The sequence below is a fragment of the Clostridium sp. UBA7339 genome, assembly GCF_002470865.1.
GTDB classification, from domain to species: Bacteria; Bacillota; Clostridia; order Clostridiales; family Clostridiaceae; genus Clostridium_J; species Clostridium_J sulfidigenes.
In genome coordinates, this window is sequence record NZ_DKPI01000003.1 from 1 (window position 1) to 12,866 (window position 12,866).

The following is a 12,866-nucleotide window of genomic DNA, read 5'->3' on the forward strand; positions in this document are numbered from 1 at the left end:
TGTGCAGCTGCAATTTCTGCACGTAAAGCCGGAGCTGAAGTTGAAATATTTGAAAAAACAGATTTATTACTAGGACTTGGAAATGTTGGCGGAATTATGAGGAATAATGGAAGGTATACTGCAGCAGAGGAGCTTATAGCTCTAGGAGCTGGAGATTTAATCAACATAACTGATGCTAATACACTCCACAAAAATATAGATTTTCCAGGACATGAACATGCATGGCTTTACAATGTAAATAGAATAGAGCCAGCGGTAAGAAGACACATTGAAAAAATGGGAATAAAAGTTAGATTTGTAAGCCGTGTAGTAGATGTAAATATGGAAGGGATTAATATAAAGGGAATTTATCTTAGTAATGGTGAATATATAGAAGCAGATGCCTTTGTAGAAACTACTGGTTCTACAGGACCTATGGGAAATTGCTTACGCTATGGAAATGGTTGTTCTATGTGTATTTTAAGATGCCCAGCCTTTGGACCAAGAGTAAGTATTAGTTATAGAGCAGGTATAGAAGATATAAAAGGTGAAAGACAGGAAGATGTATTTGGTGCTTTCAGTGGATCATGCAAGTTGGAGAAGGATAGCTTATCAGAGAAAATAGTAAAACAGTTAGATGAAACAGGAGTAGTAGTATTAAAGGTTCCACCAGAAGATATAAATACGGATAAGTTAAAGCAAAAGGTTTGTCAACAATATGCACTAAAGGAATTTGCGGAAAATATAGTACTTTTAGATACTGGTCATGCTAAGTTAATGACTTCTTATTATCCCTTAGATAAACTTAGAAAAATTGAAGGTCTTGAAGAGGCAAAATTTGTAGATCCATATGCAGGTGGTAAAGGAAACTCCATTAGATATTTATCAGTTGCACCAAGAAGTAATCAGATGAAAGTTGTAGGACTTGATAATTTATTCTGCGCTGGAGAAAAAAGTGGGCTTTTTGTAGGACATACAGAAGCCATAACAACTGGTTCATTAGCAGGACATAATGCTGTTAGAAATGAGCTTGGAATGCCACTTTTAACCCTTCCAAGAAATTTAGCTACTGGAGACATTATAGCTTATGCTAATGAAAAGGTTCAAACTACAGAAGGTAGAAGAAATAGATATACTTTTGCAGGAGCCGAGTACTTTAAGAGAATGAAGGATAATGAACTTTATATTTTAGAGTCAGAAGAAATTCAAAAAAAGGTAAGGAAGTTGGAGTTAGATAATATTTTCAATCAAAAATTAGTATAAAATATATGATATTTATTATATAAATCTATTTAACAGAAACCATCAAGATATGAGATTAAATATATCCTGATGGTTTTATTGATGAACTTTTAATAATTCATTTATATAAAAATTTATGTTTTAAAAATTTTATATCTATATTTTCGCATTTAGCAATAGTGTTTATAGATAAACCTTCATAATTAAGTATTATTGATTTATCAATCAATAGCTCAGCTGCAAATTGATCAGCTTGCATTTCATATTTACCTTTAACTTGAGTAGTTTTACTTTCTAGAAAAAGTATATTTAAATTACTATGCAATATAGCGTGGCCAAGTTCATGAGCACAAGTAAATAACATATCCATTTCACTTAATCTAATATTTAAGTGAATTATTTTATTTTTTGGAGCATATTGATAAAATCCATGAATAGACCCTAAATCTTCGTACATAACATTTATTCCAAGAGCATCACATAATTCTCGAGGATCATTAGTTTTATATTTTTTTACTAAGTTATTTACTAAATTTGAAATTTCCAAGATTATATTCCCCCCCAAAATATCATTAAATTTTACGAAATAAAGTTTAAAATTATTTTTTATATTTTTTAGGGGTATATTTTATCTTATTCATTTTCTTAGCATACTCAATTCCATTTTGAATAGCAGATTTTAATAATTCCCAGTCTTCATCATTAATAGGATTACCGGAAAGCATAAGTCCTTCTTGATTTTCTAAAGACTCCAAGGTACTGTTAAAAATTTTCTCAATATCTTTTTTATCTTTGGGATTTAATTCTAAATCATCAAAAGTTGATTTTTTAGGTGATGATATATCACTTCTACCAAGTAAGTAGTCTACAGATACGGAAAAAAAATCGGCAATTCTTTGAAGCAATTCATTTTCTGGTATTGCTTTATCATTCTCATATTTAGAAATTGAGCTATTATCTATTAAAAGAATATCTGCTAATGATTTTTGTGTTAATCCATGTTTTTTTCGAAGTTCTTTTAACCTAATACCCAGTGTATTCATATATTTACACCTCCTATAATTATATTATAACCATATTTGAAGTAAAATCAATATAAGTTGAAATAAAATCAAAAAAATTCAATACGACTTGACAATTTGAATTTAATTCAATAAAATCAAAATATAAATATTGAATTAAATTCAAATATGGGGGTTGTATAAGAAATGAAGTATATTTAGATAAATAAATCAATAATAGTAAATCACGTTATAATTAGAGTGCAGGCTGAAATATGTCTTTAACAAATGAAATATTATATTGAATTTAAATCAATATAATATTTCAAGAACAAATAATAAAAATTGAATTAAATTCAAGGGGGATCGGTATGAATATGAATAAAAAAATTGAAACTATGCTTTATAACTTTAATCAAACGAAAGCAGAAATTAAAAATATAAAACTAGATATAGAGTTACTAGAAAATGAATATGATGACGGAATTGGTGTAAATTACGTGGAGAAGACAGGAAAAACTAATAAAATTACTTCAACAGTGGAAAACATGATAATAAGAAAAGAGGCTCAAATTAACAGATTAAATTATGCTATAAAAGTTAAAGAAGCTGAAATAAAAAAGATTGAAAATGCTCTAGAAATTCTTACAGATAGAGAAAGAAGTATTATTGAAATGAGATATTTTCAGAAGGAAAGTAATAGAAATATTTCGGCAAAGCTTTATATTACAGAAGAATATGTATCAGCAATAAAGTCAAAAGCTATTAAATCTCTTGCAAATATATTCTTTATAAATTCTTTATAAATTCCTTTTAAACTCTCTTTATATAATCGGGTTAAAGCGGTGCTAGAATAATATCATCGCAGTGGTGATAAGTTATTAAAAGTTGAGTCTTAAGATAATAAATTAGTTTTAAATTTTAAAATAAGAATAATAAAGTTTAGATTACTAATTTATCACTATGAGTTATGGTTAAAAAGTTTTATTAACAAATAAGAAATGGAGCTAAAGGAAAGGGGTGATAACAATGCGGTGACTTTCATATTAAGATTTATAAATTCTTTGAAATACATTAGGATAATTCAAAAAGAAAGAATAGCCTCTAATTTAAAGTAAATAAAAATATATATTTAAATTTTATTAGCTAAATAGGATCTAGATAAACCATTTCAATTTTAAAAACTAGTAACCAAAGTCTTAAACTGTGACAATGATTTTAATAAATAGCTAATAGATATTAAAAATATATAAATCAGTAGAGGAGGTAGAAATGAATATAGTAGAAAGTATCAAAGAATATATAGGAACCTGTCCTTATCTAGCAAATATTAATGATGGTATTAATATTAATTACTTAGGTGAAAATACAGTATCCTATATGATAGAAGAACTTCCTAGAGAACAAATTTTAAAAAAGTATATTGATGGAACTAGTCTTAGACAATACTGTTTCATGTTTGTCAGTAGGGAAGTATGCGGACAAGATGTAGTACAAAATATAGCTAATAGTAAATTCTATGAAAACTTTGCTAAGTGGCTAGAACTTCAATCAGAGCTTAATAATCTACCAGTACTAGATAGTGGGAGAGTGGCACAAAAAATAGAAGCATTAACAAATGGTTATGTTTTCGAAAAAAATCTAGATAAAGCACAATATAAAATAGAATGTAGATTGGTATATTACCAAGAAGGAGGAAAAAATAATGAGTAGAGAATCAATACAAAGACATCAAATAGCAGATTATATAAATATAGGTGGATCAACAGGTGTAGAAAAATATGAATTAATGGGAGCTGGATTTAATACATTAGATGAAAATCCAGCAGCTCAACTTGATACTAAAGTTTATATTAACGATAAATCATCGTCAACTACAATTAAGTCATACCAAACACAATTCCCATTCACATCAGATTTAATTAAAAGTGAAGGGGCAGTAATGGCATTATACAATGTTGGAAGAAATCATCTTACAGGTGCAGATGCACAATTTGACTATGTTAAAGTTGAACTATTTCAACCAATAGAAGGAAGTGAGAATACTTATAAGGCTAGAAAATTTATAGTAAGTTGTGAAGTTGCTGGATTAGCTGGAGCAGGCGGAGAAACTATTGTGGTATCAGGAAACTTAAATGCAGTAGGAGATTTTATAGAAGGTACATTCAATACTGCAACAAAAACATTTACTGCAATTTAGTAGGAGGAATATTTAATGAATATTAATGGAATTGAGCTAGAATTAGATATATTTGATGCCGATGTTGCAGAAAAATATGATAAAGCAATAAAAAAAGTAATGAATATAGAAGAAGAAACAAAGGGTATGTCAATTGGAGAAGGGATAAGAACTCAGTGCAAAGCCATCTTTAAAGTTTTTGATGAACTTTTTGGACAAGGTACTCATGAAAGAGTATTTGGAGATAAAGTTAACTTACTTGAATGTTTAAAGGCTTTTGAGGCTCTAATAACAGGCATAAATGAGAAAAATAAAGAAATTGAACTCATTGCTAATAAGTATTCTTCTAATAGAATTCAAAGACGTTCTAAAAAATAATGAATATTTTAATTGATGTTTTACCTCGAAAAGTTGAAATAGATAATAGAGAATATAAGATTAATTATGATTTTCGTACATCCATTTTGTTTGAGATAATGATTCAGGATGATGAGCTTGATGATAAAGAAAAGATATATAATGCTCTTCTTCTATATTATCCAGTAATACCAGATAATTTAGAAGAAGCAATTAAACAAATTCTTTGGTTTTATAGAGGTGGAAAAGATATTAATGAAGGAAGTAGTGGAGTATCTATGGGTAAGAGTACAAGAGCATATAGTTTTGAATATGACGATGACTATATTTACTCCGCTTTTCTAACCCAATATGACATAGACCTTCAGGATATAGAAGATTTACATTGGTGGAAATTTAAAGCCATGTTTAGAGCTTTAAAGGAAGACAATGAAATAGTTAAGATTATGGGATATAGATCTATGACTATAAATACCAATATGAGCAAAGAACAAAAGGATTTTTATAGTAATATGAAGAGAATTTATGCTATTCCAATGAGTAAATCTAAAAAACAAAAGGTAACAGAAATTGAAAATGCTCTTATGGAAAATGGAGACTTAAGGGGAATACTTTGATTTTAGTATTCTAACTATAAAAACTAATAAAAAGTGCTTATAAAACTAGGCACTTTTTATTAGTAAAGGTAGGTGATTTGCATAGTAAAAGTAAAATGTCCATTTTGTAATAAATTATTAATTAAAGCTGATTACATCAAAGGAGAAATAAAATGTAGTAGATGTAAGAGGTTAATAAATATAGAAATAAAAAAGCCAGAGCTTAGAGCCACACCATAGAGTAGTGAGCCATAGCCTGCTTTATAAAAGGCAGGTGATATTATGTCAAATACAAGTATAAATGAAGAGATAAATTTAACATTAAAAAGTATATTAGAAAATTTAGAATCACAAGGTGAAGAAGCTAAAGAGAAAAGTACAAAAATCATTTCTAAATTAGTTACTGGAGCAGGAAAAGAAATAATTAAGGCTAACTCCGTTGCTATGGGTAAAATTGGACAAGGGTTAAACAAAGGGTTTTCTAAGATAAATTTCTTTGAGTCTATAGCGAAAACTTTTGAAGAAAAAGTAGGAGGGCTTTCAGAAAAAGTAAGAAGAACTTTTAATACACTAAAAACTGATATTAAGCTTTGTACAATATTAGTAACAGATGTAATGAAAGAAACAAAATGGTTTAAAATGGCATCTTCAACTATAGATAGTGCTAAAAAGGCTTTTGAAAGAATAGGCTCTGAAGTAGGAATATCAGGAAAAGGAGCTTTTCTAAAGATTGCTACTGGGGTCGGTAAAGAAGGAGCAAGTGCGCTTATAAATATATCATCTAAAGTTGGAAAGGTAGCATCAACGGCTTTTAGTGGTACTATTAAAGCTATTGGAAAAGTTGGATCTTATGGAATAAAGGCTGGAGAACAGTTTGCACAAGGAGTATCTAAAATAGCTGATTTTAGTCAAAATGCAGGGAAAGAAATAGAAGACTTAAATGCATCAGCAGCAACTATGGAAGATGGATTAGGCCGTGAAGTTACTATATTTAAAAGCTCACTTATGAGTCTTGGAAAAGATATGGGTGATAGCATAGATGGCCCATTAAAAGAAATAACAGCTTCAGCAACAGGGATGATTGGACAGCTATCTTCAGCATTCCAAGAAGGTGGATTTGAAGGACTTGCAGGTAGTGTTGGAGATGTATTTACTCAAGCAATTACAGGCATAGCTGACAAGGCTCCTGAATTTATGAATATTGCAGTTTTGATTATAGAATCATTAATAGCTGGATTCCAAGAAAATATGCCGTTAATAGCAGAATCATCAATACAGATAATAATGCAGCTAGCTGAGGGTATTATTACCATATTACCTAGTATATTTGAGCTAGGAATTACTTTAATATCTGAATTGTTATTAGGATTAGTAGAAGCTATTCCACAGTTAATAACTTTAGCACAAGAATCTATTATAAGTATTATGACATTGATAACGGAAAATTTGCCATTAATTATGGAAAGTGGATTTCAAATTGTTTTAGCACTTATTAATGGAATAGCAGCAATGTTACCAGAGTTAATTCCAATGGCCGTACAAGCATTATTAAATATAGTAAATACCATCATAACAAATCTTCCACAAGTTATAGATGCAGCTATTAAAATAATAATGGCTCTAATACAAGGAATAATTGGAGCATTACCACAATTAATTATGGAAATTCCAAAGATAATAAATGGAATAGTATTAGGAGTCATAAATAATTTGCCAGCAATTATAAGTGCGGCAATTCAAATAATAATGGCTCTAGTACAAGGACTTATTGTAGCAATACCTACTCTAGTAGGTAGTATACCTACTATAATAGCTGCAATTATAGGAGCTTTTGCTCAAGCTGATTGGAAACAGATAGGTATAAACTGTTTGGAGGGTTTAAAAAATGGTCTCCTAGCAGGGGTTAGTGCAGTGATGGATACAGTAAAAAATGTAGCCAGTAGTATAGCAAATGGATTTAAAGACTTTTTTGGAATCCATTCACCATCAACTCTATTTAGAGATATGATAGGTAAAAACCTTATTAAAGGTATTGGTGTAGGTATTGATGTAGAAACTCCAAATCTTGAAAAAGAAGTAGATGGTAATCTAGAGGATCTAACAAGAAAAATGAGAGCTACAATTGATTTTGAAACTACTAAGGTTTCTGGCAATATGGCAATGAACTCTAGTTATAGAGCTGCTATGGAAACTCCATATTCCATAGTAAATAATAATGATAACGGTGTAAATGAGATTATTAATATATACCAACCAGTAAAATCACCATCTGAAGTTGCAAGAGCAATAAAAATACAAAGAAAGGAGCTTGCATTTGGATAAGTATATAGATATTAAATTAGAATGTAATGGCAAGATTTTAGAGATTGGCAAGGATAAATTATACAAATTAATAAATATAGAAGGAATCTCTAGCTCAGAATATAGTGTAGATATTGTAAATAATGCACAATTTGATGGTGGGACTGTTAAAAGTAAAAGAGTAGAATCAAGACTTATAACTATTACAGCAGAATATCCATCAACAGAGGATACAGAAACAAGAAGACAAAACCTAATTAGATTTTTTAATCCTTATTTAACTGGAAAGTTATATGTAAACTACTCTGGAGTTAAGAGGGTAATTAATTATGAGGTAGCAGGATTTAAAGATAGTAGAGAGAATTTATATGATCCACTTAAATTTATTATTAATCTGATATGTCCTAATCCATTTTTTAAAGATGAGAGAGAGTTTAGTAAGAATATGGCTGGTAAAATTAATAGTATTACTGTACCTTTCACTATTCCGGCAAGTGGTATGATTATGTCGGCTAAAGTATTGAGACAAGAGGCTACAATAATTAATAATGGAGATAAAGAGACAGGGTTAATTATCTCATTTATAGCAAAGGGTGAGGTGAGGAACCCAAAGATAGAAAACTTAACTACAGGAAAATTTTTAAGGATAGTAGTGGACTTGATGCCTGGTGATATTCTCACAATTAATACGAATAAAGGGAATAAGATGATAGAACTAAATGGGAAAAATATTTCTCAAAAAATGGATCGTTCTAGCTCTTTTATTGACATGCAGGTAGGAGAAAATATATTAAAATATAGTGCTGATAAAGGATATACAAATCTTAATGTTTATCCAAAGTGGACAGCTGAATTCTTTGGGGTGTAGGACATGGTAGAACTAATTATACTAAATAACAAATTTGAACCAATAGGATTTATAGATGAGTTCACATCTCTTATATGGACTAGAAGATATTACAATGTTGGGGAGTATGAGTTATATATAGATTCAAAATATTTTCAGTTATTAAGAAAGGGAGGATATATTTATAGTTCTAGCTTCAGAGAAGTTGGAATTATAGAAACTTATTCTTATATAAAGGAAGATAGTCAATGTACTATTAAAGGTAGATTTATAGAGGCTTTACTTAGTTATAGAGTTATAGATAAAATACAAAATCTGAATGGAACAGCTGAAAATATTGTTAGAAATCTTGTAAACAACTTTGCAATTGCTAATAAACCTATAAATAAACTTCAATTAGGTAATGCGAATGGACTAGGTGCAAGTATTGCATTACAAGTTGAATATGAAAATCTATGCAAAAAAATATATGATATTGTAGCTACTCAGGATTTATCTATAAGAGTTAAATACAATTATGAAGAGGATAAAATGTATTTTGAGGTGTGGCAAGGAATAGATAGAACGGAAAATCAAAGTTCAAATTCAATTGTTGTATTTAGTGATGAATATGAGAATATTTCTACGTCTACCTATGAGTGTAATCATAAAGAATATAAAAACTTTGCTTATGTAGTTGGCGAAGGAGGGGGAGATATTAAAGTAATTATTGCTGTAGATTTAACAAATGGTAATGAGCGAAGAGAAATTTTCTTCGAAGTCAGAGATAAACAAGATGAATTAACCATAGAGGAGTATAAAAAAGTATTATATCAAAAGGGAATTGAAAAACTATATGAATATGGAAATGTTGAAAATGTTAATACGACAGTTAATTCTATATCTAATCTTAAATATAAAGTAGATTATGATTTAGGTGATTTATTTAGTTATATAGATAATGAATTAGGTATAGTAGTTAATCAGCGAATTACTGAAATAACTGAAGTATATGAAAATAATAAGCATGATATTTCTATAGTATTTGGTAAAGAAGAAAAAACAATAATGCAAAAATTAAATAGAGAGGTGAAATAAAATGTCAATTATAAGTGGAATATTTCCTAGCGAAATTGTAGATATAGACGAAAGTGGGCTTCCTATTTATGATAGGGCTGTGGATGAAGAATATTTTGCAAAATATCATAGTGAATTTTTAAGTAATGGGGTATATGCCAATCCATCAAATAATTTTCAAGTAATGGTTAATGACTTGATGAAATTGAAAGTAAAGGCAGGTAGCTGTTTTATAAATGGTTATTATGCCTATGATAATTTTGATGGAGAAATAATTCTTGAGCCAGCAAGTTCAGATTTAAATAGAATAGATAGAATTGTAACAAGATTAGATAGGATAAATAGAAAAATATCTATAGAGATAAAAAAGGGTGCATATGGAACTACTTCATATTCAGCACCTAGCCTACAAAGGGATGATGATATATGGGAGTTAGGGCTTGCAGATGTATTAGTTAAAAAGGGTACAACCCAAATAGTACAAGCAAATATAACAGATCTAAGAGCTATACAAGAATATTGCGGTTATGTATATAATCCAATGCAAAATATAGATACTACAGATTTATTTGCTCAATATGATAACTCCTTTGAAGTATGGTTTCAACATGTTAAAGATCAGTTAAGTACTGATGCAGCTGGAAATTTACAGAAACAGATTGATACACATACTTCTGAATTGGCGGAAAAAGCGGACTATAAATATGGTACATGGACACCTGTTTTGTACACATCAGGTTCAGGTAGTAATAGTATAGGTGCAAATACTACAGGTAGTACTTGGGTGAGAATCGGTAATTTGGTTATAGCATTTTATACTATAACCGTATCCTCTTATAATACTGCTTGGAGTTCACAACTAATACTGTTAAAGGGGCTTCCATATGTAAGAGATTTAAGTAAAATAGCTTTCGGTAATGTATTGTCATATTATGGTGTCGTGAATACAACTGCGGATACCTTGTATCTAAAAGGACATACAACTTCGGGAGGTTCTTATTATCTAGAGAGAAGCGGAATAGGGTTAAATAGTACTGGAGCAGTACAGCTCGGTTGGCTCAATCAATCATTTGGTTTATCGGGTATACTATTTTATCAAGTTTAGACCAGCTAATTATAGTCAAGTAAAAAACAAAAAATTATTTCTATAAAAATTTGCATAACAAAAAGACTGTTTTAAAACACGAACGATCACAGAAAATGGAATAGTTAAGCAGCGTTAGCTGTCGCTTTATTTTCTAAAAACATTTGTTTATGAATTTTAGGATCTCTTAAGTTAAAAGGTTCTTGATTTCTTAAGACAGCAAAGATGTAGTTTAGTAACTTATGCATTATAGCAACTAAGGCAACTTTTGCTTTTTTACCATTAAGATTAGTTTCATAGTAATCTAGTAAAACTTTATTGATAGGAACTCCGTTACGAGTTTTTCTAATAGATGCAAGAGCAACAGCATATAATGCTCGTCTACCAATTCGAGTTCCTCGTTTAGAGATTTTATTTTGATTACCTTTAAACTTTCCTTATTCATTAACAGAGCTATCTATTCCAAAGAAAGCAATAAGGTGCTTAGGTTTAATAAAACCATTGATATCACCTATTTCAGCGACTAAAGTTATAGCAGTTAATTCGCCTATACCTGGAATTGATTTTAAAAGTTCAATATTAGCTCTAACTTGTTTTGGAAAATCGGTAGATTTAATTAAACTTTTAATTTCATTTATCAAGTTGTTAGTTTCTGTTTCTAGAGTATTTATTATTGATAAATTGCTAGCTATTTTAAAAGATATACCCGATAAGGGTAAGCCAATAAATGCAGCATCACTAGCTACGATATATAATTTAGAATAAACTTTTTCAGCCCATGCTAATCCTTTTCTAGACTTATTAATAAGTATAGAAAAGATATCATCCTTCGGTGCATCTAGCACTGATTTAGGAGAAGGATAGTTACTTAGTATAGCAATTGAGCTAAGTGATGTTACATTTGAAAACACAGTGCTATAGCCTGGAAAAATTACTCTTAAATCAGCAGATAGCTTTTTCTTAAATATAGAACAGGTATCAGTTAATTTATAATACTCTCTAACGAGAGATCTTAATAGAAAAACATCTAGACTAACGCCTTGTGAAAGCTTAATATTTTGGAATTACCTATTTTAGCAATAGATAAGGCATCTTTTTTATCATTTTTCACTTTTCTTATATCCATATTTTTGTTACACTTAGTAATGAGTGGATTGATAACAAATGTGTTATCGAAGTTTTTATTAAGAAAGTGGAAAAGAGATAAGTGGTACACGCCAGTGGCCTCCATGAAAATGCCAGTTTTCATGTTAAACTCTTCTTCCACTTTTTTTATTTCTGTTAAAAGGTGGTTGAAGCCACTAAGAGTGTGTTCTATTTTAAAAGATTTCTTATGGATTTCACCGTTAGGTGCTAGTATTGCAACATACGAAAAATCTGCTGAAACATCAATTCCAATCGTAGGATTATTAAAAAATTTAGACATAGTGAATATCTCCTTTAAATTTAATTTAGAGATAGAATAGAGCATCCAATCTATCAGTTAGTCTATAACCTTGTTTGTGACACGGGTAATTCCCATAAGGAAACCCAACTAGCTAAACATAGAATTCTACCTGATGGAATGATACGCTAATTTACGGGTATGAGCACTACGTGCTTCCCAGGAGGTTTACATCTATCCTCTATTCAGGAGTATTATACTAAATATAATTTAATTTGGTTAGATCCCTAATCGGGATTGTGATAAAAAACTAAAAATTAAAGATATGCATTTGGTGCCGTTAGGCATTAGGTGAGGTATCTTATAAAATACAAATAAAATTTATGATGTGAGTTTTAATGTTCGTTAGAAATGAGTTTAGTTTTCTATCAAAGGTTATGACTACATTATACAAGGAGGTTAAGTAATTATGATAGAAGAAATATTAATATTAGATATGTTAAGTACTAAGGGGGTTTCGATAGTTAGGCAAAAAGTAGTAATTCAAGATGGCGTAGAATACCCTTTTGGAGAACAATGGAGAAGAGCATATCCTAACACAGAAGAAGGAATAGAAGATTTAAGACGAGAAGTTCCAGAACCTTATTTGAGTACTATACTTAATTTATGGGATAATAAATAGTAAGAAATAGAGCCATAAGGCTTTTTATTTTCATTAGATTCGTAATAGAAGGATATTGTGAATTGATTTAATAGAAAAGAGATTAGATTTAATTCTGGTCTCTTTTACTTATAATAAAGTATATAAGTATAGTTAAAGGATAGATATATAAGTGAAGC

At 29.7% G+C, this 12,866-nt stretch carries 14 protein-coding genes and 1 pseudogene; 12 read left to right on the plus strand and 3 right to left on the minus strand.

Annotation, left to right across the window (positions count from 1 at the left end; all coding sequences use genetic code 11):
• Positions 1-1,242: FAD-dependent oxidoreductase (locus B2S02_RS00240; protein WP_346920100.1), on the plus strand; the 1,242-nt coding region annotated here is incomplete at its 5' end.
• A gap of 97 nt (positions 1,243-1,339) precedes the next feature.
• On the opposite strand, the gene B2S02_RS00245 is transcribed toward B2S02_RS00240, so the two are convergent.
• On the minus strand, positions 1,340-1,768 hold the full coding sequence (locus B2S02_RS00245) for an ImmA/IrrE family metallo-endopeptidase (protein WP_346878750.1): 429 nt from the start codon (positions 1,766-1,768) through the stop codon (positions 1,340-1,342).
• A gap of 52 nt (positions 1,769-1,820) precedes the next feature.
• Positions 1,821-2,264 (minus strand): helix-turn-helix domain-containing protein, encoded by a 444-nt coding sequence (locus B2S02_RS00250; protein WP_346847974.1) that lies wholly within the window; start codon positions 2,262-2,264, stop codon positions 1,821-1,823.
• 329 nt (positions 2,265-2,593) lie between these two features.
• On the opposite strand from B2S02_RS00250, the gene B2S02_RS00255 reads away from it, so the two are divergent.
• From B2S02_RS00255 to B2S02_RS00300, 10 genes are all read left to right on the plus strand, one after another.
• A complete protein-coding gene (locus tag B2S02_RS00255; protein ID WP_346847975.1) occupies positions 2,594-3,028 on the plus strand; it encodes a sigma factor-like helix-turn-helix DNA-binding protein in 435 nt (144 codons plus the stop codon).
• A 466-nt stretch (positions 3,029-3,494) separates the two neighbouring features.
• On the plus strand, positions 3,495-3,935 hold the full coding sequence (locus B2S02_RS00260; protein WP_346920101.1) for a chloramphenicol resistance protein: 441 nt from the start codon (positions 3,495-3,497) through the stop codon (positions 3,933-3,935).
• Complete coding sequence (locus B2S02_RS00265; protein ID WP_346847977.1) at positions 3,928-4,422, plus strand: hypothetical protein; 495 nt, start codon at positions 3,928-3,930, stop codon at positions 4,420-4,422. Before B2S02_RS00260 ends, B2S02_RS00265 begins: the two co-directional genes overlap by 8 nt.
• Positions 4,423-4,437: 15 nt before the next feature.
• Positions 4,438-4,779 (plus strand): DUF6673 family protein, encoded by a 342-nt coding sequence (locus B2S02_RS00270; RefSeq protein WP_346847978.1) that lies wholly within the window; start codon positions 4,438-4,440, stop codon positions 4,777-4,779.
• The gene (locus B2S02_RS00275; protein WP_346847979.1) at positions 4,779-5,375 is read left to right on the plus strand and encodes a bacteriophage Gp15 family protein; all 597 of its coding nucleotides are present in this window, start codon (positions 4,779-4,781) and stop codon (positions 5,373-5,375) included. The genes B2S02_RS00270 and B2S02_RS00275 overlap by 1 nt, the downstream gene beginning before the upstream one ends.
• A 72-nt stretch (positions 5,376-5,447) precedes the next feature.
• Positions 5,448-5,594, plus strand: a complete 147-nt coding sequence (locus B2S02_RS00280; protein WP_346920102.1) for a Com family DNA-binding transcriptional regulator — start codon at positions 5,448-5,450, stop codon at positions 5,592-5,594.
• A 42-nt stretch (positions 5,595-5,636) separates the two neighbouring features.
• Complete coding sequence (locus B2S02_RS00285; RefSeq protein WP_346920103.1) at positions 5,637-7,676, plus strand: hypothetical protein; 2,040 nt, start codon at positions 5,637-5,639, stop codon at positions 7,674-7,676.
• Positions 7,669-8,523 (plus strand): phage distal tail protein, encoded by an 855-nt coding sequence (locus tag B2S02_RS00290; protein WP_346920104.1) that lies wholly within the window; start codon positions 7,669-7,671, stop codon positions 8,521-8,523. Before B2S02_RS00285 ends, B2S02_RS00290 begins: the two co-directional genes overlap by 8 nt.
• 3 nt (positions 8,524-8,526) lie before the next feature.
• Complete coding sequence (locus tag B2S02_RS00295; protein WP_346920105.1) at positions 8,527-9,579, plus strand: siphovirus ReqiPepy6 Gp37-like family protein; 1,053 nt, start codon at positions 8,527-8,529, stop codon at positions 9,577-9,579.
• A gap of 1 nt (position 9,580) precedes the next feature.
• Positions 9,581-10,663 (plus strand): hypothetical protein, encoded by a 1,083-nt coding sequence (locus B2S02_RS00300; RefSeq protein WP_346920106.1) that lies wholly within the window; start codon positions 9,581-9,583, stop codon positions 10,661-10,663.
• A gap of 104 nt (positions 10,664-10,767) precedes the next feature.
• Here B2S02_RS00300 and B2S02_RS18275 read toward each other — a convergent pair.
• Positions 10,768-12,068 (minus strand): annotated as a pseudogene (locus B2S02_RS18275) (IS110 family transposase).
• 427 nt (positions 12,069-12,495) lie between these two features.
• Here B2S02_RS18275 and B2S02_RS00320 point away from each other — a divergent pair.
• A complete protein-coding gene (locus B2S02_RS00320; protein WP_346920110.1) occupies positions 12,496-12,708 on the plus strand; it encodes a hypothetical protein in 213 nt (70 codons plus the stop codon).
• The last annotated feature ends 158 nt before the right edge of the window (positions 12,709-12,866 follow it).

Bases quoted from the DNA above. Each gene is read 5' to 3' on its own strand.
- B2S02_RS00250 (WP_346847974.1), bottom strand. From the start codon at position 2,264: ATGAATACACTGGGTATTAGGTTAAAAGAACTTCGAAAAAAACATGGA.
- B2S02_RS00255 (WP_346847975.1), top strand. From the start codon at position 2,594: ATGAATATGAATAAAAAAATTGAAACTATGCTTTATAACTTTAATCAA.
- B2S02_RS00260 (WP_346920101.1), top strand. From the start codon at position 3,495: ATGAATATAGTAGAAAGTATCAAAGAATATATAGGAACCTGTCCTTAT.
- B2S02_RS00265 (WP_346847977.1), top strand. From the start codon at position 3,928: ATGAGTAGAGAATCAATACAAAGACATCAAATAGCAGATTATATAAAT.
- B2S02_RS00270 (WP_346847978.1), top strand. From the start codon at position 4,438: ATGAATATTAATGGAATTGAGCTAGAATTAGATATATTTGATGCCGAT.
- B2S02_RS00275 (WP_346847979.1), top strand. From the start codon at position 4,779: ATGAATATTTTAATTGATGTTTTACCTCGAAAAGTTGAAATAGATAAT.
- B2S02_RS00285 (WP_346920103.1), top strand. From the start codon at position 5,637: ATGTCAAATACAAGTATAAATGAAGAGATAAATTTAACATTAAAAAGT.
- B2S02_RS00295 (WP_346920105.1), top strand. From the start codon at position 8,527: ATGGTAGAACTAATTATACTAAATAACAAATTTGAACCAATAGGATTT.
- B2S02_RS00300 (WP_346920106.1), top strand. From the start codon at position 9,581: ATGTCAATTATAAGTGGAATATTTCCTAGCGAAATTGTAGATATAGAC.
- B2S02_RS00320 (WP_346920110.1), top strand. From the start codon at position 12,496: ATGATAGAAGAAATATTAATATTAGATATGTTAAGTACTAAGGGGGTT.